Origin of the sequence: Bradyrhizobium sp. 930_D9_N1_4, from assembly GCF_052076015.1 — a bacterium.
Classification (GTDB): Bacteria; Pseudomonadota; Alphaproteobacteria; order Rhizobiales; family Xanthobacteraceae; genus Bradyrhizobium.
This window is the reverse complement of sequence record NZ_CP197236.1, coordinates 6,798,427-6,819,781: the sequence shown is the minus strand read 5'-3', so window position 1 is coordinate 6,819,781 and position 21,355 is coordinate 6,798,427. Positions and strand designations below refer to the sequence as shown.

The following is a 21,355-nucleotide window of genomic DNA, read 5'->3' as shown; positions in this document are numbered from 1 at the left end:
GCGCGCCACGCCATGATTTTCGTCGAAAGGATGCAACCCATGCCCACCATCACCACCAAGGACGGCGTCGAGATCTTCTTCAAGGATTGGGGCGCGGGCCAGCCGATCGTGTTCAGCCATGGCTGGCCGCTGTCGGCGGACGACTGGGACGCGCAGATGCTGTTCTTCGTCGGAAAAGGCTATCGCGTCATCGCCCATGACCGCCGCGGCCATGGCCGCTCGTCGCAGGTCTCCGATGGCCACGACATGGACCACTACGCCGACGATCTCGCGGCGGTGACGGCGCATCTCGATCTCAAGAACGCGATCCATGTCGGCCATTCCACCGGCGGCGGTGAGGTCGTGCACTATATCGCGCGCCACGGCGAGAGCCGCGTGGCGAAAGCTGCGATCCTCTCCGCGGTGCCGCCGGTGATGGTGCAGACCGCGGCCAATCCCGGCGGCCTGCCGAAGAGCGTGTTCGACGGTCTCCAGGCGCAGCTCGCCGCCAGCCGCACGCAGTTTTATCGCGACCTCCCGGCCGGCCCGTTCTACGGCTACAACCGTCCCGGCGCAAAGCCGTCGGAAGCGGTGATCCAGAACTGGTGGCGCCAGGGCATGATGGGCGGCGCAAAAGCGCATTACGACGGCATCGTCGCGTTCTCGCAGACCGACTTCACCGAGGACCTCAAGAAGATCAACGTGCCCGTGCTGGTGATGCACGGCGACGACGATCAGATCGTGCCCTACGCGGACTCGGCGCCGCTGTCGGCCAAGCTGCTCAAGAACGGCACGCTGAAGACCTACAAGGGTTTCCCGCACGGCATGCCGACCACGCACGCCGAAACCATCAACGCGGACCTGCTGGCGTTCTTCAAGGCGTGAGGCCTCTTACCCTCCCCCTCCAGGGGAGGGTGCGCGCTCACTTCAATATCCCCCTGATCGCATCGAAGGTGCGCTTCACGAAGACTTCCGGCTTCTCCCGCGTACCTTCGCCGATCCAGCTCTCGCCGCCGACGCGCATCGCGCCGGTGGCGATCATCGCGACGAGCCGGGCCTTGAGCCTGTCCGACTTGGTCCTGGCGCGTTGCGCAAGCCCTTCAGCCAGTGCCCGCTCGAGTTTCTCGTATTTGAGCTGGTCGCGCGCCTGAAGCGCGGGATTGTCGCGCTTGAGCCGTGACATGGCCGCGGCTTCCGCCGGATCGATCCGCTTGATCGCTCCCGCGATCGCATTCTCGGCTGCGGTCAGCATGGACTCGTTCGCCGGCCGGGCGACGATCTCGGCGACCAAGGCGGCGGCGGCGCCTTCCTGCCAGGCCGAGACCACGTCCTCTTTCGAGGCGAAATAATGAAAGAAACTGCGGCGCGACACGTCCGCCGCGGCGGCGATGTCGTCGATGGTGGTGGCTTCGAAGCCGCGCTCCAGGAACAGTGCCATCGCCGCGCGGGTCAGCCGCTCGCGGGTCGCCTGCAGCTTGCGCTCGCGCAGGCCGGGGCCATCGGCGGATTTTGCCCCTGTCGGCAATGGCTTGGCGCCTTTCCTGACCAATTTCGCGGTGGGCTTCGAAGCCTTCAAATTATTTCACCTCTTGCAAACTTGCACTCAGTGCACATTTAGACCCGTCGCGGGGCTTTTCCAGCCCCGAACGGAGATATGGCATGACCGAGTGGAGCACGGCAGACATCCCCTCTCTCAGCGGCAAGACCGTCGTCGTCACGGGGGCGACGGGCGGCCTCGGCTACGAGACGGCGATGGCGCTGGCGGGCGCCGGTGCCATTGTCATACTCACCGGACGCAACGACGCAAAGGGCCTGCGGGCGATCGAAGGCATTTGCGAGCGGTTTCCCAACGCATTGATCGCCTATGAGCATCTCGATCTCGCCAGCCTTGCCTCCGTCGCCGATTTCGCCAGGCGCTTTGCCGCCAGCAACGAGCAGCTCGACCTCCTCGTCAACAATGCCGGCGTGATGGCGCTGCCGAAGCGGCAGCAGACCGAGGACGGCTTCGAGATGCAGCTCGGCACCAATTATCTCGGCCATTACGCGCTGACGGCGCGGCTGCTGCCGCAGCTTCGCCGCGCCAGGGCCGCGCGCGTCGTCAACCTCTCCAGTCTCGCGCATCGCTCCGGCGCGATCAATTTCGATGACCTCCAGGGCAAGTATTCCTATCGCCCGTGGCGGGCCTACTGCCAGTCCAAGCTGGCGATGCTGATGTTTTCGCTGGAGCTGCAACGCCGCAGCCTCGCCGCCGGCTGGGGCCTGACGAGTCTCGGCGCCCATCCCGGCTATGCGCGGACCGATCTCATTCCGAACGGCCCGGGCGCCAACACGTTCCAGTCACGGGTGAGCCGCTGGCTCCAGCCCTTCATCAGCCACTCCGCCGCCGAGGGCGCGCTGCCGACCCTGTTTGCTGCGACCTCACCGGCCGCGGAGCCCGGCGGCTATTACGGCCCGAACTGGTTCTACGAATTGAAGGGGCCACCAATGGCGGCGAAGATCATGTCGCAGGCGAAGGATTTTGCAGCGGCGGCGATGTTGTGGGATGTCTCGGCCACGCTGACCGGTGTATCCTTCGACGAGATCGCGGCCGCCGCATGAGCCGCGACGCTGTTGGGGATGTTCCGATGCGAGTGATCATCTTCGGCGCGACCGGCATGGTCGGGCAGGGTGTGCTGCGCGAGTGCCTGATCGATCCCGGTATCGAAAGCGTGCTGGCGATAGGGCGCAGCCCGACGGGCGTGCGCAGCGCCAAGCTTACCGAGATCACGCACGGCGATTTCACGGACTATTCGGCGATCGAGGCGCAGCTCACCGGCTACGATGCCTGTTTCTTCTGTCTCGGTGTCTCCTCGATCGGCCTGAGCGAGGAGCGCTACCGCCATCTCACCTACGACATCACGCTTGCCGCTGCGACGACGCTGGCAAGGCTCAATCCGCAAATGACCCTCACCTACGTCACCGGCCTCCGCACCGACTCCACCGAGCAGGGCTCGCGGATGTGGGCACGGGTCAAGGGCAAGACCGAGAACGATCTGCTCAAGCTGCCGTTCAAGGCGGCCTATATGTTCCGGCCGGGCGCGATCCAGCCGCTGCACGGCGTCAGGTCGAAGACCGCGTGGGTGCAGGCAATCTACACCGTGACCTGGCCGCTCTGGCCGGTGCTGCGACGGATATCGCCGAGCCTCGTCACATCGACCGAGCAGATGGGCCGCGCCATGATCCACGTCGCCCGGGAGGGATATCCGCGAAAGGTGCTGGAGATGGAGGATATCAATAGCGTCTGACCGGCTCGGCCGTTAGGAAGGAAATTTCGGCGCCCGCGCGCGTTGAGCTGTATCCGCCCCAGAGGAGAAGTATCGATGATGTCTCCCCAGCTCAAAATGATCGCGCTCGACGCCGACGACCTTGCCGTGATCTCGACCCATGTGCAGGATGCCCGCGTCCAGCCCGCCGACATCATCTGGCGGCAGAGCGAGAAGCGGCTGGTGGTCGGCATGAGCCGGCTGGACTGGGAGCAGACGCTGGACGGTGACGCCGAGCCGCGCCGGCTGGTCGCCGCGCTCCGTTTCGACCGCGTGCTCGCCTGCAAGTCGCGCAATATCGACCTCGATGGGTCGGACAAGGTTCTGGACCTCGTCGGCATCGAGTTTCACCCCCAGGACGGTCGCGACGAGGAGCCCGGCGGCAGTGCTGTCCTGCTGTTCGCCCAGGGCGGCGCCATCCGCCTCGACGTCGAGTGCCTCGAATGCGAGCTGACCGACCTTGGGACGGACGAGCTGGGAACGGGACTGGGGATCGATGGGGAGGGGTGAGGTGGCCTGTATACCAGCCGAACCGGCTCACGCCTCCGCTGGAACGGCATTTTGCGAGGGTTGACGCAGCTTCCCCGCCGCGCCATTGAGCAGGGGGTCGGGTGTGCCAATCCGCCCCCACGACCAGCCGGAAGCCAAGCCAAAAATGCCCGTTCGTCTCGACCGCAGCAGCGCCGATTTTGACCAACGATTTGCGGCCTTCCTCGCCGCCAAGCGCGAGGTCTCGGCCGACGTCGAGGCGGCCGCGCGTGCGATCGTCGACGATGTGGCCAAACGTGGCGACGCCGCCCTGCTCGAGGCCACCGCCAAGTTCGATCGGCTGACGCTGGATGCCTCCGGCCTGCGCATCACCGCCGCCGAGATCGAAACGGCCGTGAAGGCTTGCGACGCGGTAACGCTGGATGCGCTCAAGCTCGCGCGCGACCGCATCGAGACCTATCACCGCCGCCAACTGCCGAAGGACGAACGCTTCACCGATCCGCTCGGCGTCGAGCTCGGCTGGCGTTACACCGCGATCGAATCCGCCGGCCTCTACGTGCCCGGCGGCACTGCGGCCTATCCGTCCTCGGTGCTGATGAATGCAGTCCCGGCCAAGGTCGCCGGCGTGTCGCGCCTGGTGATGGTGGTGCCCTCGCCCGACGGCAAGCTCAATCCGCTGGTGCTGGCGGCAGCCCAACTCGGCGGCGTCAGCGAGATCTACCGCGTCGGCGGCGCACAAGCCGTGGCCGCGCTCGCGCACGGCACCGCGACGATCGCGCCGGTGGCCAAGATCGTCGGCCCCGGCAATGCCTATGTCGCCGCCGCGAAGCGGCTGGTGTTCGGCAAGGTCGGCATCGACATGATCGCCGGTCCCTCCGAGGTCCTCGTCATCGCGGACGACACCGGCAATGCCGACTGGATCGCCGCTGATCTCCTCGCGCAGGCCGAGCACGATGCCAGTGCGCAGTCGATCCTGATTACGGATTCGGCGCGCCTTGCCGCTGATGTCGAGAAGGCGGTCGCGGCGCAGCTGAAGACGCTGCCGCGCACCGCGATTGCGAGTGCGTCCTGGGCCGATTTCGGTGCCATCATCATGGTGAAGTCTCTTGCCGACGCCATTCCACTGGCCGACGCGATCGCCGCCGAGCATCTCGAAATCATGACCACGGATCCCGATGCGCTGGCCGCAAAAATCCGCAACGCCGGCGCGGTCTTCCTCGGCGCGCATACGCCGGAAGCCATCGGCGACTATGTCGGCGGCTCCAACCACGTGCTGCCGACGGCGCGCTCGGCAAGATTCTCCTCAGGCCTCGGGGTCGCCGATTTCATGAAGCGCACCTCGATCCTGAAATGCGGCCCGGACCAGCTACGTGCGCTGGGACCTGCCGCGATGACGCTCGGACAAGCGGAAGGGTTAGACGCTCATTCGCGCTCGATTGGATTGCGCCTCAATCTGTCATGACAGAGCTGCCCGAACAGGACGACTCGCAGAACCGTATCGTCGGCGTCACGCTCGACGAGGACTCGATCGGCCGTTCCGGGCCCGACATCGAGCATGAGCGCGCGATCGCGATCTACGATCTGATCGAACAGAATCTGTTCGCCCCTGAGGGCGCGGACGGCAAGGGGCCGTTCACGCTGCATATCGGCATCACCGGCAGCCGGCTGATGTTCGACATCCGCCGCGAGGACGGCACGCCCGTGGTCGCGCATCTGCTGTCGCTGACGCCGTTCCGGCGGATCGTGAAGGACTATTTCATGATCTGCGACAGCTATTACCAGGCGATCCGGACCGCGACCCCGGACAAGATCGAGGCCATCGACATGGGCCGCCGCGGCATCCATGACGAGGGATCGCGCACGCTCCAGGAGCGGCTAAAGGGCAAGGTGCGGGTCGACTTCGAGACCTCGCGCCGGCTGTTCACGCTCATCACTGTCCTGCACTGGAAGGGCTAGGGCATGGCCCGGAAAAGTGTACCGCGGTTTTCCGACAAGGCCATGCCCTCTATCAAAAGGGCCTAGGCGCGATGGCGGGTCCGCCACGCGCAAGTAACCCGCAATCGGTGCTGTTCGCCTGCGCCATGAACAGCGTGCGCTCGCCGATGGCCGAGAGCCTGCTGCGGCACATGTTTCCGCAAGGCCTCTACGTGAAGTCGGCTGGCGCCAGGCGCGGCGAGCTCGATCCCTTCGCCGTATCCGTGATGGCCGAGCTCGGCCAGGACATCTCCCCCCACAAGCCGCAGACCTTCGAGGAGCTGGAGGATTGGGAGGGGTTGAATTTCGACCTCATCATCACGCTCTCGCCGGAAGCGCACCACAAGGCGCTGGAGCTGACCCGCACGCTCGCGGCCGACGTCGAATATTGGCCGACGCAGGATCCCACCACCATCGAGGGCAGCCGCGACCAGAAGCTCGCCGCCTATCGCGAGGTCTGCGACCAGCTCCTGATGCGTATCCGCCGGCGGTTCGCGAAGGTCGGCGCGGCGAGCGGGTAGCATGTGGCGGGCGTAACACCCGCGTCACAGACTGCGGGCACACGCTTGTCGGAAACCTCGAATCACCAAACCTTGGGTTCCCGGGTTGTGAAATCAGCCCCCTTCCGATAGGTTCCGCGCGCAATTCACCCCCTGCCTCATCCCCCAAATCACCTGATGCTCGGCCGCCCCAAATTCGTACTTGCCTCCGGTTCGCCGCGGCGCCTGTCGCTGCTCAACCAGGCCGGCATCGACCCGGACGCGCTCCGGCCGGCCGACGTCGACGAGACGCCGAAGCGGGGCGAGCTGCCGCGCGCCTGTGCCAATCGCCTTGCGCGGGCCAAGGCCGATGCGGCGCTGAAATCAGTCCAGCTCGATGACGAGTTGCGCGGTGCCTTCATTCTCGCCGCCGATACGGTGGTGGCGGTCGGCCGCCGCATCCTGCCCAAGGCCAACCTCGTCGACGAGGCCGCGCAGTGCCTGCGGCTGCTGTCGGGCCGCAACCACCGCGTCTACACCGCGATCACTCTCGTCACGCCGCGGGAGGCCTTCCGGCAGCGCCTGGTCGAGACCCGCGTCCGCTTCAAGCGCCTCTCGGAAGACGACATCCAAGCCTATATCGGCTCCGGCGAATGGCGCGGCAAAGCCGGCGGCTATGCCGTGCAGGGTATCGCCGGCTCCTTCGTGGTGAAGATGGTGGGGTCCTACAGCAACGTCGTCGGCCTGCCGCTCTACGAGACCACGACGCTGCTCGGCGGCGAGGGCTTTCCGATCCGCTTCGGCTGGCTCAACGCCACCGCCATCTGAGCAGCCAGACAAAAATCTCGAAAACAACCCCATGCACAGTAGAATGGGCTCGCGGGACCCGGCCCGTGACGCCTGCGCGTCTGCGTGAGGAACCGCCTTGCCGACAGGCTCTTGGACCCTCTTACCCCGCGTAGGCTGCCGATATCATGGACGACCACGTCAAAAAGCCCGCCGGCCCGCTCAAAACCTGCCCGATCTGCGGCAAGCCGGAGGCGCAGGCCACCCGTCCGTTCTGCTCCTCCCGCTGCCGCGACGTCGATCTGAACCGCTGGCTGAAGGGCTCCTATGTCATCCCCGGCCGAGACGACGAGGCCGACGGTGAAGAATAGATAAGTGATATCAGTTATTTAATGTGGTGGTCGACGCGCCGCGCGCGAGCCGCGGCAAGCCCGCGGGAGATTGTGCACAGCCGGGCCGCGCCCCGCGAAGCCAAAGGCAAAGCGTGGGTGGACAGGCAGCTCCCCGCCCACTATAAACCGCCCGCTCGATGGGCTTTGGCCCCTCTTTGGAGCACGCCCAGGTAGCTCAGTTGGTAGAGCATGCGACTGAAAATCGCAGTGTCGGTGGTTCGATTCCGCCCCTGGGCACCATCCCCCTTCAGCGCCTAGTTCAATCAGCCGGCCCGCGCCGTTTGCCGCGACCGGAGGTAGCCGCCGAGGGCCCCCAGCGCCGGGCTCAGCGGCAAGAACACGAGATGCATCCATAGATCCTCCGCAGCGCTGCCGCCGATCACGGCATAGATGCCGCCGCCAATGCAGAGGATCGACGAGAGCGCCCCGTTCAGCAGTTCGTCATGTCCAGCAATGCGCGCTGAAACGTAACCGCCGAGCACGGAACAAGCTCCGCCCAGAATGACGTACGAGACATAAAGGGCGGTGCTTTCCTTGAAGATTGTGGCAACCGGCAATCCGGACCAGATCGCGAAGTACACCATTGGGGGCAACATCACGACATATGTTGCGACGATGTCGGTGATGTTTCCGATCGCAACGCCCTTCGGAGATACTCGGTGCATCGTGGACTCACTGTCAGAAGTCTTGCGAAACGCGATCAGCATGGCAGCGGCGGCGCCGGTCACCTGAATGCGACTTCCCATTGTCGCAACCTTAGACTGTAGTCTCCTCAGTAGCAGGATAGGCTGCTGCCGGGGAGGTCGTGAATGGCTACGCCTGCACAAAATCCGGAAATTCAACTTGGCCTCGGCGCCCGGCCGCAGGGCAATGCGGTCGCGCTGTTCGGCGCGAACATCTTCGTCATCGGCGCCGACGGAAATTCCGACATGCAGCAGTCGCTGTATAACACCGGAGTGGGCTTCACGGCCTCCGGTCTCGGCAACAAGGAATCATGGTCGGACAGCCCGCTCACGCTGAAGAACGGCTTTGCGCCGCAGACCACGGGCGGCTGTGCGCTTGCAATTCAGTCCGGCACGATCCCGGCGCTGTATCTGTTCTGGAATCAATCGAAATTGTGGAAGGATTCCAGCTGCGGCATCATGGTGACGTCGCTCAACGACGTCACGCCGCCGCCGGCGGGAAGCTCCAGCGCGCCGACAGCGAATTGGCTCACCACCTTCCTGCTCTGCGACGAGAACGGCCTTAACGTCAACCTGCCGGAGGGGGCATGCGTCACCGCGGTCTCGCTGGGATCGGAGGCATTCCTGGTGGGGTATATGCAATCGCTCCCGACCCAACCCGGCAAGCTGACCGACTGGGCGACGGTCGCGCTGTACTACGTGGCGGATCAGCAGCCGGGCAAAACCTTTGCCACCAGCGAGGGCGTGTTCGGGATCTGGCCCGCACGCGTGGCCAGCGAGTTGGCGCTGAACCCGGCCCAGGTCGGTGCGATGCTTCCTCCGGTCGCGGGACGTTCGGGCGTCAGCCTCGACAGCCTGATCAGCATTGCGGTCACCCCGCAGGTCAGCGGCGCCGGCGTCAGCAGCAACGATCTGGCGCTGGACCTCGTGATGTTCATGACCGTCACCACGGCCGATTCGAAAGGATCCGACCAACAGCAGTTTCAGGTCGCGGTGACTTGTCCGCTCGACGCCACCGGCTCACCGGCCGCGGGGCAGCCCACGCTCGCATGGTCGAGCCCGGCCACCACCAAATCCCCGCTGACGATTTTGCCCGATCCCGCGGGGCGCATCATCGCCTGCGGATCGTCCATCACCAACGTGAAGAACGAGGGCAACGCGCTGCTGGTCGAAACCTTCGCGACCTACGGACCGCTTGCCTATGCTGGCCAGACCATGCTGCCGGCCTCCTCGGCCGATACGAGCACGCCGCCGAGCATGATGTTCATCGTCGACACCAATAACGCAACGGCGTCGCAGCCGGCGCCGAACTCGGACGGCACCGGGACCATGACGACCACCTCCTATCCGCTGCTGCAACTGCTGTTCTACGGCGAGACCACGGTGGCGCAGGTGCAGCCGTTCGGCACCGCCGAGGTGATCTCGGACTATGCCAACATGTCGCTGAACACGGCAAATCAGGGGCCCGCTGTCGCCGTGACCGGGATCATCGACGGACCGATTCCGCTCCCGGACGCGAACATCATCAACTGGCAGTTCGAGAGCACCGTCAACGATCTCGGCTCGGTCATCTACGGAACGTCGGAGGGCATCACCGCTCAGGGCCAGCAGAGCTGGAACGTGGGCGCGAGCTTCACCGCCAACGGCAAGATCGGCATTTCGGCCGGAGACGAATCGCTCGGCGACGGCGGTGAAGCGGGCATCGCCTGGAATGCGTCGGTGTCCGGCGGCTATACCAGGAATTGGTCGAGCTCGACCTCGGCCACATTCACGCTGCCGTGGCAGCAGACCAGCGTTGCGAACGTGGATCATACGTCGATGGTGGGGCTGGGCATCGTCCAGTACGGTTCGGTGTTCGCGGCGCCGTCCTCGATCTCGATCACCAATCTGAAGTTCCTCGACGCGAACGGCAATATGATCAGCGACGGCACGCAGAACGCCGCGATCGCGGCCCCGCAGGCGCCGATCTTCGCGGCGATCAGCGCCTATGTCGGTCAGTCCGCCCAGGTCATGTACGTGCCGTTCCTGGTCACGCCCGGGGATCTCATGACCTACACGATCGATGGGACGCGCGCGGACGGCACGCCGTGCGGCATCAACGCCACGATGGCGGCGCTGACGGGCGACGCGATCCCCGACTATTTCGACACCGTGATCTGGCCGGCCGCGTTCGACTTCGGCGCGGCCTCAGGTGGGCCGTCGCAGAAATATCTGGCTTTCTCCTGGTCGCTCAGCGGGGTCACCGGCGGTGGCTTCACGGCGCTGAAGAGCTCCATGAACAGCGGCTCCTGGAATGTCGAGGCCTCGCTCGCGGCCGGTTGCTACTGGGACGACAAGGCAGGGTTGCCGCTGCTCGGCGGCATCCAGACCTCGGGCTCCATCATGATCGGGGGAACGGGCGGCTATTCGAACACGACGACCGATACGACGACCCAGCAATGGGGCGTCTCGCTGCAGCCGTTCGGCACGAGCCCGCCATGGGGCCCGCCGAACTGGGGCACGCTACCGGACAGCGCGAAGGCGGCGATCAATCCGGCCTGGGAAAGCAGCGTGATCGCGTCCTACCGCTTCGTGCTGTTCCTGCTGCCCGATCCACGGCCGGGCGATGCGTCCGACCTGAGCCCGGGCTACTGGGTGCAGGAGCTGCTCAAATACGGCAATACGAACGCTGCGACGGTGAACCCCAACGTGTCGCTGCCGAACAATCTCGATCCCGGCTCGGGGGCCTGGAAGATCGTCTATGTGGTGCTGGAGGTTCAGACCTATGAGGACCTGAACAACGGCACCTACACGTATAAGTACACGGATCCGAAGGGGAGATTCAGCTAGCGGTGGCTTGGGCGCGATCGGCCGGATCGAAGTGCCCCGCTCGTTTTGTTGTAGCCACCGAAGCCTGCAACAAAAACGCCGGAATGGCAGTTCGGCCACGGTACACTTGGAAATTGGCGCACATGCCCGGCGCGCTTCCGTCCGGCCGCCGTCGGGACCGTGCCTGAGACGGGCGGATTGTGCGCCGCGCGTGGTGCGTTGCATCGAGCGGTTGATCACTGCCAGAACGATCTGACGAGAGCTGCTGCGGACCGGAGCGCCGTGGCGCTTACGGTTCACACCGGAAACGTCAGCGACTTCGCGAGCCTCACCAGATCGACCTGTCGCCGGCATCCCGTCTTCTCGAAGACATGAATGAGATGGCTCTTGACGGTGCTCAGCGAAATGCCGAGCGACTCCGCGATCTCCGCCCGTGTCTGTCCATCGCAGATCAGTTCGAAGATGCGGATCTCGGCCGGCGTCAGGTCGTAGAGCTGGTTGAGCGCGACGTGAGACATCTGCGGCGGGCCGGAGGCTGAGGCCACGAACAGGGCGGCGGCGGCGCGCTGGGCCAGGCCGGCGCGCATCGGGCCGCGCTGCAGCGGAAGAACGTGGATGACGCGAGGCTCACCGCTCGGGTGGGGGATCGCGAGGCCAATGCCCTTCTGCCCGAGGGCCGCCTCGTCCTTCGCGGCCTGCGCGATGGCCGATTGCAAGGTGGTGGTCGTCGTCGCGGACTGAACCGCGATCCGGCCATGCCGTGCCACGATGGGATCGCTCGCTTCCAGCATCGCGGAGGCTGCGGCGTTGCTGTGAACGATCTTCGAATCCTCGTCCGTCAGGACGACGCCGGCCGTCAGGGCCTCCACGGTGGCGGAGAAAGTCGCGGCTTCCACGGCCTTCATGTCGAACAGATTGCTGATGATCACGGCGCGGCGGATGTGGGGTGCGAGAACCCGCAATCCGCTGATCTGTGAATCGACGATGGCCCCGTCGGACTCATGCTGACTGAAGGTCGCATTTCCGATCATGGTCTTCTCGCGAACGAGGGCGACGCCGACGGCGTCGAACAGGCCCTTGGGCATGGCCCATTCCCGGTGATAGCGATTGCCGAGGATCATCTCCCGAGGCACCGCCTGGGATCGAACGATCGGCTCTCCAAGCGGATATTGCCGGATGCGCTCGATGCCGCCCCAGAGCTGGACGATATCGCCCACATACTCGATCGCGGTCCCGGTCATCGTCGGAACGGGATCGGTTCCGGACGCCGCATTGACGCCGATCTTCACGTTCGTGAGGCTGTAGGCCGAGAGCACGGCGGTTGCGAAGCCGAACTCCGTGCGAATCTCGTTCAGAACGCCGGTCCAGTGGTCAGGCGCGATCACACAGTCGTAGATCTTGCCGATGAGGTCCGAGAATCTCTCGACTGAAGCTTGCTGCATTCCACACCCCGTCGCCTACACCGGAAACGTCAACGACTTTGCCAGTCGGACCAGATCGACCTGGCGCCGGCACCCGGTTTTCTCGAAAACATGAATGAGGTGGCTTTTCACGGTGCTCAGGGAAACACCTAGCGACTCCGCGATCTCCGCCCGTGTCTGTCCATCGCAGATCAGCTCGAAGATGCGGATTTCAGCCGGCGTCAGGTCATAGAGCTGAACCAGCGCATCGTGAGGCAGTTGCGGCGGTCCCGACGCGGTCGCCACGAACAGGGCGGCGGCGGCGCGCTGGATCAAGCCGGATCGCATGTGGCTGCGCCGCAGCGGCAGAATGTGGATGACGAGCGGGTTGCCGTCGGGGCGAGGGATCGGGATGCCGATGCCTTTCTGGCCGAGGGCCGCCTCGTCTCGTGCCGCCTGTGCGACGGCCGATTGCAACGCGGTGGTCGTCGCCGCGGACTGAACGGCGATCCGACCGTATCGCTCCAATATCGGATCACCGGCCGCGAGCATCGCGGTGGCAGCGGCGTTGCTGTGAACGATTTTCGAATCTTCGTCCGCCAGGACGACGCCGACCGTCAGGGCCTCCACGGTCGCGGAAAATGTCGCGGCTTCCACCGCCTTCATGTCGAACAGATTGCTGATCGTCACGGCACGGCGGATGTGGGGCGCCAGCAGGCGCAACCCGCTGAGCTGCGCATCGCCGATCGCGCCTGCCGATTCGTGCTGGCTGAAGATCGCATTGCCGACCATCGTGCTGTCGCGAACGAGGCCGACCGCGACGGCGTCGAACAGGCCCTTGGGCAAGGCCCATTCGCGATAATAGCGATTGCCGGAAATAATCTCCTGCCGGACCGCCTGGGATTGAATGATCGGTTCTCCGAGCGGGTATTGCTGAATGCGCTCGGCGCCGCCCCAGAGCTCGATGATATCAGGCCCATAGCCGACCGCGTTCTGGGTCATCTGGGCGAGGTTGCTGCCGGAGACCGCGTTGACGACGGCCTTCATGTTGGAGAGGCTGGCGACCGAGAGCGCGCCGGTGGCAAAGCCGAACTCGGTGCAAATCCGATCCAGAACTTCGGTCCAGCGTTCCGGCGCGATCACGCAATCATAAATACTGCCGACGAGGTCCGAAAACTTCTCAACCGAAGCCTGCTGCATTCCAAAGAACTCACTTGAAAATAACTGACGTCACTTGAAAGCTATATTGGGAGCCGCTTCGTCGCCTATGGCGAATTTCACAAACCCCAAGCCAATGGTCTTATCATCGCGATATCGGGCCGCAAACGGGAACGCCGAACACAAACTCTTGTGGCGCCTGTTGCGCGGCTGCCATGTCTTTCGCGAATGGCGAACGTCTGTGCCTTGAATGCACAGGCCCAGAGCCCGGTCGGCGCGGCGCCTGACTAAATCTGTGGCAGGTGAGGTCGCTCCTGGCGTGGTGCAGCGGCGTGGCACTCGCGGCGGGCCGGCGCTGAAGTCGGTGAAGCGGTCGCTGGGTTTGCACGGAGGCTGGGATGCCGCGTGATTGCTGGCGCATCGATGATCGCGCGTGATCGGCGACACATATTGTTCCGGCTGGTCGATCTAGCCTTTTGTCAGGTGGCTCGCAGTGATTCACCAGGTAAAGGACAAGAGACATGCGCAATTACATCCTCGTGGCTCTCGCGGCGATCACGCTGGCAGGCGCGGCGACACCCTCGAACGCGACAACCATCGTCCGTGACCATCGCGACCCGCCCATCGTGCGCGATCATCGTACTCAACCCATCGTCCGCGACCACCGCACCCAGCCCGAAATCCGCGACCACCGCCACTAAGCTTCACGACGACGGAGCCGAACCGAGATGGTTCGGCTCCGCTTGCCCCTACCGTCCCGCATTCGCCAAACCCGCCAAACTCGCCGCCAGCTCATCGCTTCGGAAAGGCTTGGTCAGCCGTGACAGATCCGGCGTGATGCCTTCGTTGTTGGCGTAGCCTGAGACGACGAGGATCTGGAGGTCGGGATACTCCTGACGCAACGCGAGGCCGAGATCCGTGCCGCTCATGCCGGGCATCAGATGGTCGGTGACGAGCAGGTTCGGCCGCAGGCCGTCTTTGACGCGCTGGAGCGCATCCTCGGCTGAGCCTGCTTCGACGACCCTGTAGCCGAGCTCGCTCAGCATTTCCGCGGTGCTCATGCGCACCAGCGGCTCGTCGTCGACCAAGAGGGCCGTGCCGGCGGGCAAGGGCCGCAACTTCAGTTGCGGGACGGCTTCGGCCGCAGCCGGGGCGGCGTGGCTGACCGGCAGCCACAGCTCGATCGTGGTGCCCGCCCCCACGACGCTCCGGATCCTCAGCGCGCCGCCGAGCTGCGACGCAAGCCCATGGACCATCGACAGGCCAAGACCTGTGCCTTGTCCGACGCCCTTGGTCGAGAAGAACGGTTCGACGGCATGCGCCAGCGTGGTTTCATCCATGCCGGTGCCGGTATCCGCCACCGAGATGCAGATATAGCCGCCCGGCGCCAACTCCAAATTATGCGCGTCGGCAACCGTCCTTGCCTTGGCGGAGATGCGCAATCTGCCGCCGTTGGGCATGGCGTCGCGGGCGTTCACGCTGAGATTCAGGATCGCCATCTCGACCTGGTTGGGATCGGCCATGGCTTCGGGCAGATCCGCCGGCGTGTCCACCGTCACCTGGATCTGCGGTCCGGTTGTGCTGGAGATCAGGTCGCCCATGTCGGCGACGAGGTGACCGATGTTGACGGGAACGGCCTGAAGCGGCTGCCGGCGCGCGAAGGCGAGCAGACGCTGCACCAGCGTCTTGGCGCGCTCGGCCGCCTGCGCGGCACCGGCAATGAGGCGACGCTCGCGCTCGCCGCCGATGCCCTTGCGCTGAAACATGTCGAGCAGACCGACGATCGGTGTCAGCAGATTGTTGAAATCATGCGCGACGCCGCCCGTGAGCTGGCCCATCGCCTCCATCTTCTGGGCCTGACGCAGCGCGTCCTCGGCCTGCGCGAGCCGGGCCTGCTCCTCCAGGCGATCCGTCACGTCGGTGCCGGTGAGGAACGCGCCGATCCGCGAGCCGTCAGGGGCACGCAGCGTCTCGAATTTCATCTCGTAGACGCGGCGGTCGAAGCTGGGGTCGCCGAACTCCTCGATGTTGATGAAGGCTTCGCCGGCCAGCGCCCGGTCCCAGATCGCGGTTGCCGCCGCGAGATGCTCGGGCCGGTCGGCGAGAAATTCGTGCAGGGAATCGCCGATCGCCGGCCGTTTGCCGTAAATGCGCTGATAAGCGTCAGCGCAGGACGCGTTGATGGCGAGCCAGCGATAATCGAGATCGAGCGCCTGGATCTGCCCGTCGGTGGTCTCCACGATCGTGGCCAGCAAATGCCGTTCGGCCGTGCGTTCGGCGACGCGCTGCTCCAGCGTCGTGTTCAGCTCCCGGTAGCGCGCTTCGCTCGCCCGCAGCCGGGTCTCGCCCAGCACGCGTTCGGTGGTTTCGGACACGATGCAAAGCACGCCGCCGACCGAGCCGTCATCATCGGGCACGGCCGAGTACGAAACGTCCCAGTAGCTCGTCTCGCCGTAGCCATGACGCTCGACGTAGAACGGACGATCCTTGGCGGCGAATGTCTTTCTCGTCTGGCGCACGCCTGACAGCAGCGGTTCGAGATCGTCCCACAGCTCGCCCCAGTTCTCGATCGCGGGACGACCGAGGGCGCGCGGGTGATTGGCGCCGATGCCGGGCGCATAGGCGTCGTTATAAAGCGCGACGAAGTCGGGCCCCCAGAACAGGACGATCTGGGCCTGCGCGGCCAGCATCATGCCGACCGTCGTCTTCAGCGTCCGGGACCAGTCGCGGGGATGACCGAGCGGGGAATCCGACCAGTCGCGGGCACTCATCAGGGCGCCCAGCTCGCCTCCGTCCGCGAGGAAACCCGTTTCGGTTGACTGCCGAGCAGTCGTCTCAGACAGCACCGGACCCCCTCGTGACGCGTGACACGGGCATCCTTGCGCCCTTCAACGGCCTATAACTCCGAAGCGGGAACCCGGTTCCATCGCAGTCGATTCACGGCGTCTCTGTGCTATTGCTGCTCCCGCAATGACGCGAGGCCTCCCATGCTCCCCATTCCCGCCGACATCTTCACCGAGCCCGAGGACGTCTCGCCCGACGGCCTTGCCAATCTCGGCCCGCTGCGCCGCCTCGCAGGCCACTGGCAAGCGGACAAGGGCATCGACGTCAACCCGAAGGCCGAGGGACCGGAGCGGCGCACCTTCATCGAGCATATCCGGATGGATCCGATCGATCCGCAGGCCAACGGTCCGCAACTGCTCTACGGGCTGCGCTATCACATCCACATCAACACGCCCGAGGAAGACATCACCTTCCACGACCAGGTCGGCTATTGGCTGTGGGAGCCCGCAACCGGGTTGGTCATGCAGACGCTGGCGATCCCGCGCGGGCAGGTGCTGCTTGCCTCGGGCAAGGCCGGGCCGGACGACAGGACAATGTCCGTCACGGCGAAGCGCGGCGACACGGCTTACGGGATCTGCTCGACCGATTTCCTGGAACAGGCCTTCCGCACCGACTCTTATCGCTGCGACATCACCTTCAACGATGACGGCAGCTGGAGCTATCTGATCCAGACCGAGTTGTTCGTGCGCGGTGCGCCGTTCAACCATCACGACAGCAACACGCTGAAGCTGGTCGCGCCGCCGAAGCTCAATCCGCTGGCGGTGATCGTGAACGATCGGGCCAAGGACGATAAACCAGCGGGGTGAGGTGTAGCTTTCGCATGCGCTTGGGGTGATATCGGGGGATCAAGGGGGACATCGTGCGCACGCTGCGGAGTGATCGAAGGAGACGTGTTCTTGCGTTGTCCCTCACGGTGCTGCTTGCCGCCGCCGTGACGACGTCCGCCCGGGCGGAGGAAGGCACCTACACCCAGCGTCTGGTGCAGCAGATCGCGAAATTTCGTCAGTATCCGGCATCCGCAGCCGCGCTGACCATCAGCGGGACAGCCCTTGTTCACTTCAGGCTCAGCCGGGACGAGAAGCTGCTCGCCAGCGAGATCAAGCAGACGTCGGGTGACGAAGACCTGGACAAGGCTGCTCTCGAGACGATGGAGCGGGGCCAGCCATTCCCCGTCGCCCCGCCCGAGATACCGGAAGAGCGTCTCGATTTCGTCGTCCCGATCGTCTTCAAGGACGCGACGCGCCTCGTGACGCCGGTGACCGGGGATCTGCACGTCGGTGCGTTCATGACGGGAATGTGCGCATCGACGGCCGACGGGATGGAGCGCTCCTGCAAGTTCGCCGCGTACTATCTCAGCAGGGCCGGCATTTTCCTATTTCCGTTTGCCGCTGGCCGGATTGGATTTATCGACCGAGCTCTGGTTCTCGGGGTCGACAGCCCAGATCACGGGTACGTCGTACCAGCTCTTCGTCGATCGGGTCATCCTGTTCGGCCGGGACGGCCGCGGTGAAAGATCCGAGCCGTCCATCAAGCCTGCGAAAGGCAATTGCACCCAGATCGGAAATTTCGCGCGGCGCAGGGTGTCGACGATCGCATGCGAGGCGACCGACGAGGCCGGCAACAAGTACACCGCAAATTTTGCGACGGACGGTTCCCCTGTCAAGGTGATGCGGGATACCGACGAGCGCCTGTTCGTTCCGGCAAAGTGAGCCGTGCGGCATGTCGTCCGGTCATGTCGCGATGTCAATCAGACGTGAGTTCACACTTGATCCTGAATGGCTGACGCTATTCAGATGGCCAAGGCGTCCGGAGAATTTCACATGAAGCCCACTGTCATCTGCCTGATGCATTCCAGCCTGGACGGCCGCACCCATCCCAGCCGCTGGCGTCCGAAAGGTGCCGGCACGGACTGGTTCGAGAAGATCCATGACGAACTCGGCGGCGATGCCTGGGTCATCGGCCGCGTCACCGGTTCGGAATTCGCCAAGGGCAAACCCTATCCCGAGACGCCGGGCGAAAAACTTCCACGCGAAAACTGGTTCGCGCGGCGGGATGCAAAGACCTCGGATTCCAAGACCTGGGGCGTCGTGCTCGATGCGCAGGGCAAGATCGGCTGGGGCCGCTCCGACATCGGCGGCGATCCCATCGTCGTGGTGCTGACCGAGGCTGTCTCCGATTCGCATCTGGCCGGGCTGCGCGGCGAGGGCGTGTCCTACATCTTTGCCGGCAAGTCCGAGATCGACCTCGCGCTGACGGTCGAGATCCTCAATCGCGAGCTCGGCGTGAAGCGCCTGCTGGTGGAGGGTGGCGGCGTCGCCAATGGCGCTTTCCTGCGCGCCGGTCTGATCGACGAGTTCAATTTGATCCTCAGCCCCGCGATCGACGGCGCCAGGGGCGCGCCCTTCGTGTTCGATTCGACGGAGGCGGACGACGACAAGCGCGCGCCGCTGACGGCGATGACACTGGACAGCACGCGCGATCTCGGCGGCGGCGTTCTGCTGCTGCGCTATCTCATTCAGAACGATCCGCAAGCCGTGGCGACGTAAAGCAACGGCATGTCGGGGAGTTCAGAGCACATCATCATCGTCGGTGCCGGCGCAGCCGGGCTGATGGCCGCGCGCGAGCTGGCGCGTGCCGGCAGGACGGTGACGATTTTGGAGGCGCGCGAGCGCTGCGGCGGGCGTATCCGTCCGCTGCCCGTCTCGGAGTTCGGCTATCCCGCCGACAGCGGCGCTGAATTCGTCCATGGCGAGGCGCCGGTCACGCGCGGGCTCCTGCGCGAGGCCGGGCTGTCGCTTCAGGAGATCGAGGGCACGCAGTGGAGTTTCGACGGCACGGCATTTTCGCGCGAAAGCCGTCACGATCCGCACGAAGCGGAGCTGCATGCGGTGCTCCGGGACTTGACGGAAGACCTCACCGTTGCCGATTTCCTGCGCCGTCATTTTGCCGGACCGGAATATGACGGAATGCGCAATTCGATCGAGCGGATGGTCGAGGGCTACGATGCGGCCGACCCCGCGCGCGCCTCAACGCTGGCGCTGCGCGAGGAATGGATGGACGGCGGGCATCATACCCAGGCGCGCATTGTCGGCGGTTATGGTGCGATGATCGATTTTCTGGCGGCCGCGTGCCGCAGCCACGGCGTGACGTTTCGCCTTGGTTGCGCGGTCGCGGCGATCGAGGAGGCAGGTGGCGCGATGGCCGTCCGCTGCGCCGGCGGCGATGTGCATGCTTGCGATCGCGTGATCCTCACGGTGCCGCTTCCCCTGCTGCGTGACATCGCGCTGCCTGCAACCGCGCGCGCGAAGGCTGCGCTGGCCGACGACATCGGCTTCGGCAGCGTCATAAAAATCCTGCTGCGCTTTACATCGCCATGGTGGCACGAGCGAGAGCCGGATCGTACGGACATGACCTTCCTGCTGTCGGACCAGACCATCCCCGTGTGGTGGACCCGCTATCCGGATCAGCATCCAATTCTCACCGGCTGGTTCGGCGGCCCTCGAACGGCCGAGCTGGCGCAGCTCGATCCGCAAGGGCTGATCGATGCCGGGCTCGATTCGCTTGCGACGATATTCGGTGTGTCGCGGGACAGTCTCGCGCGCGATCTCGTGGCGAGTGCTGCGACCAACTGGGCGCGCGATCCGTTCGCGCGCGGCGCCTATTCCTGGGCGACGCCGCGGACGCGCGAAGCGCAAGCCATTCTGGCGCGTGCCGACGGTGCGGTGCTGTTCTCCGGGGAGGCGCTCTATCGCGGCCGCGACATGGGCACGGTCGAGGCGGCGCTGGCGAGCGGATTGGAGACGGCGGGAATGATCTTGCGGCGGTAGAAAAAAGGCCCGCATCTCTGCGGGCCTTTTGCGTTACCAGTTTAAGTTACCAGCGGCCGCCGCCGAAGCTGAACGACACGCCGGGACCGCCACCGCCGTAATAGCCATACGGTCCGCCGCCATAATAGCCGTGGTGCCGCGGGTAGTAGCCGTAGCTGCGATAATGGTGCGGGCGATAGTGGCCGTGGTGGTGGTGAGGGCGCCAGTGATGGCGGTGGCCATGATGGTGGTGCCTGTGCTGCGCGCTGATGTCGGTCGGCGCATTCTGCTTCGCGCTGGCCTTGCCGGCCGCGTTGGCCGTGGAGGCGCCGGCAAGCGCCGCAGCACCGACAGCCATCGCGACAAAGAGATACTTCATTTCATCACTCCAGTTGAAAGTCGTGTGACAACAGATGGGTGCTCTCTGCGTTCCGGAAAGCGCGGGCGTCGAAACGACGCAGATCAGTTCCGAATTAACAAAGATGAACGATCGCGATGTTGCGCGATTGATTGTCGCATGACGTCGTATCGCCTCGCTATTGCCTCGATGTCACGCCGTTCGAAGCGATGCGATCACGTCTTGCGTCGTGACGATGCGCGCGAACTCGCCGTTCAGATTCGACAGCGTCATCGCATGAATCTCTTCCGCAGAATGTGCATCGCCATCCGGCCCGATGCGGTCGAAGGTCCAGGTTGCGTCGCGCACCAGATGTGCGTCGAAGCCGAGATTGCCGGCCATGCGCGTCGTCGTCTCCACACAATGATTGGTGGTGGCGCCGCAGATGATGAGCGTCGTGAGGTCGGCGGCGCGCAGGCGCGGCTCGAGATCCGTGCCGATGAAGGCGCTGTTGACGCGCTTGACGATCACGGGTTCGCCCGGCTGCTCGCGTGCCTCGTCCTTGACGGCGTAGCCGGAGCGCGTCGGCAGAAACGTCGAGTTCGGCTTGGTGCCCTCGTGGCGGATATGGAACACCGGCGCGCCGCGGATCCTGAACGCCTGGAGCAGATCGGCGATGCGCGCCACCGCATCCGGGTTGTTGCGCCGCTTGCCCGCGGCCTCCCATTCGTCGAACGCGCGCTGGACGTCGACGACGATGAGGGCAGGGAGCGTGGGCATGGTGAGAGGCTTTCAAGCGTGCTTGCTGCGCCGACTATGCGAGGCGAAGCGGAAAGCGCGCAATGTCAATCTTCCCTCTTTTCGGGACAGCTCTCGTGCCCCGGACGCAGCGCAGCGCCCCTTCGACGGCGCGAACTA

Annotated in this window: 22 protein-coding genes, 1 tRNA gene and 1 pseudogene; 17 read left to right on the top strand and 7 right to left on the bottom strand. The window is 64.9% G+C overall.

The window, feature by feature from the left end:
• Window positions 1–39 precede the first annotated feature (39 nt).
• On the top strand, window positions 40–864 hold the full coding sequence (locus AB7532_RS32425; RefSeq protein ID WP_441238724.1) for an alpha/beta fold hydrolase: 825 nt from the start codon (window positions 40–42) through the stop codon (window positions 862–864).
• Window positions 865–901: 37 nt separating this feature from the next.
• Here AB7532_RS32425 and AB7532_RS32420 read toward each other — a convergent pair whose 3' ends face one another.
• On the bottom strand, window positions 902–1,555 hold the full coding sequence (locus AB7532_RS32420) for a TetR/AcrR family transcriptional regulator (RefSeq protein ID WP_441238723.1): 654 nt from the start codon (window positions 1,553–1,555) through the stop codon (window positions 902–904).
• A gap of 83 nt (window positions 1,556–1,638) precedes the next feature.
• Between AB7532_RS32420 and AB7532_RS32415 the strand changes: the two genes are divergently transcribed.
• The 9 genes from AB7532_RS32415 (at window position 1,639) to AB7532_RS32375 (ending at window position 7,641) form a co-directional block, all read left to right on the top strand.
• The gene (locus tag AB7532_RS32415; RefSeq protein ID WP_441238722.1) at window positions 1,639–2,577 is read left to right on the top strand and encodes an SDR family oxidoreductase; all 939 of its coding nucleotides are present in this window, start codon (window positions 1,639–1,641) and stop codon (window positions 2,575–2,577) included.
• 26 nt (window positions 2,578–2,603) lie between these two features.
• Entirely contained in the window at window positions 2,604–3,263 is a 660-nt protein-coding gene (locus AB7532_RS32410) for an NAD-dependent epimerase/dehydratase family protein (RefSeq protein WP_441238721.1), read from the top strand.
• 78 nt (window positions 3,264–3,341) lie between these two features.
• Window positions 3,342–3,791 carry a DUF2948 family protein gene (locus AB7532_RS32405; RefSeq protein WP_441239399.1) on the top strand — a complete coding sequence of 150 codons (450 nt, stop codon included), beginning with the start codon at window positions 3,342–3,344 and terminating at the stop codon, window positions 3,789–3,791.
• A gap of 145 nt (window positions 3,792–3,936) precedes the next feature.
• Window positions 3,937–5,232: a histidinol dehydrogenase gene (hisD, locus tag AB7532_RS32400; protein WP_441238720.1), complete on the top strand. Its 1,296-nt coding sequence runs from the start codon at window positions 3,937–3,939 to the stop codon at window positions 5,230–5,232.
• Window positions 5,229–5,726, top strand: coding sequence for a UPF0262 family protein (locus AB7532_RS32395; protein ID WP_247504021.1), 498 nt, complete (start codon window positions 5,229–5,231; stop codon window positions 5,724–5,726). The genes hisD and AB7532_RS32395 overlap by 4 nt, the downstream gene beginning before the upstream one ends.
• A 71-nt stretch (window positions 5,727–5,797) precedes the next feature.
• Window positions 5,798–6,265, top strand: a complete 468-nt coding sequence (locus tag AB7532_RS32390; RefSeq protein ID WP_441238719.1) for an arsenate-mycothiol transferase ArsC — start codon at window positions 5,798–5,800, stop codon at window positions 6,263–6,265.
• A 156-nt stretch (window positions 6,266–6,421) separates the two neighbouring features.
• Complete coding sequence (locus tag AB7532_RS32385; RefSeq protein WP_441238718.1) at window positions 6,422–7,051, top strand: Maf-like protein; 630 nt, start codon at window positions 6,422–6,424, stop codon at window positions 7,049–7,051.
• Between the two features lie 146 nt (window positions 7,052–7,197).
• On the top strand, window positions 7,198–7,380 hold the full coding sequence (yacG, locus tag AB7532_RS32380; RefSeq protein WP_441238717.1) for a DNA gyrase inhibitor YacG: 183 nt from the start codon (window positions 7,198–7,200) through the stop codon (window positions 7,378–7,380).
• Between the two features lie 185 nt (window positions 7,381–7,565).
• Window positions 7,566–7,641 (top strand) — tRNA-Phe (locus AB7532_RS32375).
• Between the two features lie 23 nt (window positions 7,642–7,664).
• Here the strand turns inward: AB7532_RS32375 and AB7532_RS32370 are convergent.
• A complete protein-coding gene (locus tag AB7532_RS32370) occupies window positions 7,665–8,147 on the bottom strand; it encodes a hypothetical protein (RefSeq protein ID WP_441238716.1) in 483 nt (160 codons plus the stop codon).
• A gap of 63 nt (window positions 8,148–8,210) precedes the next feature.
• On the opposite strand from AB7532_RS32370, the gene AB7532_RS32365 reads away from it, so the two are divergent.
• Complete coding sequence (locus AB7532_RS32365; RefSeq protein WP_441238715.1) at window positions 8,211–10,913, top strand: hypothetical protein; 2,703 nt, start codon at window positions 8,211–8,213, stop codon at window positions 10,911–10,913.
• A 275-nt stretch (window positions 10,914–11,188) separates the two neighbouring features.
• Here AB7532_RS32365 and AB7532_RS32360 read toward each other — a convergent pair whose 3' ends face one another.
• Together AB7532_RS32360 and AB7532_RS32355 are read right to left on the bottom strand one after the other, a co-directional pair.
• Complete coding sequence (locus tag AB7532_RS32360; RefSeq protein ID WP_441238714.1) at window positions 11,189–12,334, bottom strand: helix-turn-helix transcriptional regulator; 1,146 nt, start codon at window positions 12,332–12,334, stop codon at window positions 11,189–11,191.
• 15 nt (window positions 12,335–12,349) lie between these two features.
• The gene (locus AB7532_RS32355) at window positions 12,350–13,339 is read right to left on the bottom strand and encodes a helix-turn-helix transcriptional regulator (RefSeq protein ID WP_441238713.1); all 990 of its coding nucleotides are present in this window, start codon (window positions 13,337–13,339) and stop codon (window positions 12,350–12,352) included.
• Window positions 13,340–13,971: 632 nt separating this feature from the next.
• On the opposite strand from AB7532_RS32355, the gene AB7532_RS32350 reads away from it, so the two are divergent.
• Entirely contained in the window at window positions 13,972–14,151 is a 180-nt protein-coding gene (locus AB7532_RS32350; protein WP_441238712.1) for a hypothetical protein, read from the top strand.
• A 48-nt stretch (window positions 14,152–14,199) separates the two neighbouring features.
• On the opposite strand, the pseudogene AB7532_RS32345 reads toward AB7532_RS32350, so the two are convergent.
• Window positions 14,200–16,321 (bottom strand): annotated as a pseudogene (locus AB7532_RS32345) (PAS domain-containing protein).
• Window positions 16,322–16,437: 116 nt separating this feature from the next.
• Here AB7532_RS32345 and AB7532_RS32340 point away from each other — a divergent pair.
• From AB7532_RS32340 to AB7532_RS32320, 5 genes are all read left to right on the top strand, one after another.
• Entirely contained in the window at window positions 16,438–17,100 is a 663-nt protein-coding gene (locus tag AB7532_RS32340; protein ID WP_441238711.1) for an FABP family protein, read from the top strand.
• Between the two features lie 95 nt (window positions 17,101–17,195).
• Window positions 17,196–17,804: an energy transducer TonB family protein gene (locus AB7532_RS32335; protein WP_441238710.1), complete on the top strand. Its 609-nt coding sequence runs from the start codon at window positions 17,196–17,198 to the stop codon at window positions 17,802–17,804.
• Window positions 17,805–17,874: 70 nt separating this feature from the next.
• Entirely contained in the window at window positions 17,875–18,003 is a 129-nt protein-coding gene (locus tag AB7532_RS32330; protein WP_441238709.1) for a hypothetical protein, read from the top strand.
• Window positions 18,004–18,114: 111 nt separating this feature from the next.
• Complete coding sequence (locus AB7532_RS32325) at window positions 18,115–18,840, top strand: RibD family protein (RefSeq protein WP_441238708.1); 726 nt, start codon at window positions 18,115–18,117, stop codon at window positions 18,838–18,840.
• Between the two features lie 9 nt (window positions 18,841–18,849).
• Entirely contained in the window at window positions 18,850–20,121 is a 1,272-nt protein-coding gene (locus tag AB7532_RS32320) for a flavin monoamine oxidase family protein (protein ID WP_441238707.1), read from the top strand.
• Window positions 20,122–20,167: 46 nt separating this feature from the next.
• Here AB7532_RS32320 and AB7532_RS32315 read toward each other — a convergent pair whose 3' ends face one another.
• Window positions 20,168–20,479 (bottom strand): hypothetical protein, encoded by a 312-nt coding sequence (locus AB7532_RS32315; protein WP_441238706.1) that lies wholly within the window; start codon window positions 20,477–20,479, stop codon window positions 20,168–20,170.
• Window positions 20,480–20,650: 171 nt separating this feature from the next.
• Window positions 20,651–21,217 carry a cysteine hydrolase family protein gene (locus AB7532_RS32310; RefSeq protein ID WP_441238705.1) on the bottom strand — a complete coding sequence of 189 codons (567 nt, stop codon included), beginning with the start codon at window positions 21,215–21,217 and terminating at the stop codon, window positions 20,651–20,653.
• Window positions 21,218–21,355: the final 138 nt, after the last annotated feature.

Bases quoted from the DNA above. Each gene is read 5' to 3' on its own strand.
- AB7532_RS32425 (WP_441238724.1), top strand. From the start codon at position 40: ATGCCCACCATCACCACCAAGGACGGCGTCGAGATCTTCTTCAAGGAT.
- AB7532_RS32415 (WP_441238722.1), top strand. From the start codon at position 1,639: ATGACCGAGTGGAGCACGGCAGACATCCCCTCTCTCAGCGGCAAGACC.
- AB7532_RS32410 (WP_441238721.1), top strand. From the start codon at position 2,604: ATGCGAGTGATCATCTTCGGCGCGACCGGCATGGTCGGGCAGGGTGTG.
- AB7532_RS32405 (WP_441239399.1), top strand. From the start codon at position 3,342: ATGTCTCCCCAGCTCAAAATGATCGCGCTCGACGCCGACGACCTTGCC.
- hisD (WP_441238720.1), top strand. From the start codon at position 3,937: ATGCCCGTTCGTCTCGACCGCAGCAGCGCCGATTTTGACCAACGATTT.
- AB7532_RS32395 (WP_247504021.1), top strand. From the start codon at position 5,229: ATGACAGAGCTGCCCGAACAGGACGACTCGCAGAACCGTATCGTCGGC.
- AB7532_RS32390 (WP_441238719.1), top strand. From the start codon at position 5,798: ATGGCGGGTCCGCCACGCGCAAGTAACCCGCAATCGGTGCTGTTCGCC.
- AB7532_RS32385 (WP_441238718.1), top strand. From the start codon at position 6,422: ATGCTCGGCCGCCCCAAATTCGTACTTGCCTCCGGTTCGCCGCGGCGC.
- yacG (WP_441238717.1), top strand. From the start codon at position 7,198: ATGGACGACCACGTCAAAAAGCCCGCCGGCCCGCTCAAAACCTGCCCG.
- AB7532_RS32370 (WP_441238716.1), bottom strand. From the start codon at position 8,147: ATGGGAAGTCGCATTCAGGTGACCGGCGCCGCCGCTGCCATGCTGATC.
- AB7532_RS32365 (WP_441238715.1), top strand. From the start codon at position 8,211: ATGGCTACGCCTGCACAAAATCCGGAAATTCAACTTGGCCTCGGCGCC.
- AB7532_RS32360 (WP_441238714.1), bottom strand. From the start codon at position 12,334: ATGCAGCAAGCTTCAGTCGAGAGATTCTCGGACCTCATCGGCAAGATC.
- AB7532_RS32355 (WP_441238713.1), bottom strand. From the start codon at position 13,339: ATGAAGGCCGTCGTCAACGCGGTCTCCGGCAGCAACCTCGCCCAGATG.
- AB7532_RS32350 (WP_441238712.1), top strand. From the start codon at position 13,972: ATGCGCAATTACATCCTCGTGGCTCTCGCGGCGATCACGCTGGCAGGC.
- AB7532_RS32340 (WP_441238711.1), top strand. From the start codon at position 16,438: ATGCTCCCCATTCCCGCCGACATCTTCACCGAGCCCGAGGACGTCTCG.
- AB7532_RS32325 (WP_441238708.1), top strand. From the start codon at position 18,115: ATGAAGCCCACTGTCATCTGCCTGATGCATTCCAGCCTGGACGGCCGC.
- AB7532_RS32320 (WP_441238707.1), top strand. From the start codon at position 18,850: ATGTCGGGGAGTTCAGAGCACATCATCATCGTCGGTGCCGGCGCAGCC.
- AB7532_RS32315 (WP_441238706.1), bottom strand. From the start codon at position 20,479: ATGAAGTATCTCTTTGTCGCGATGGCTGTCGGTGCTGCGGCGCTTGCC.
- AB7532_RS32310 (WP_441238705.1), bottom strand. From the start codon at position 21,217: ATGCCCACGCTCCCTGCCCTCATCGTCGTCGACGTCCAGCGCGCGTTC.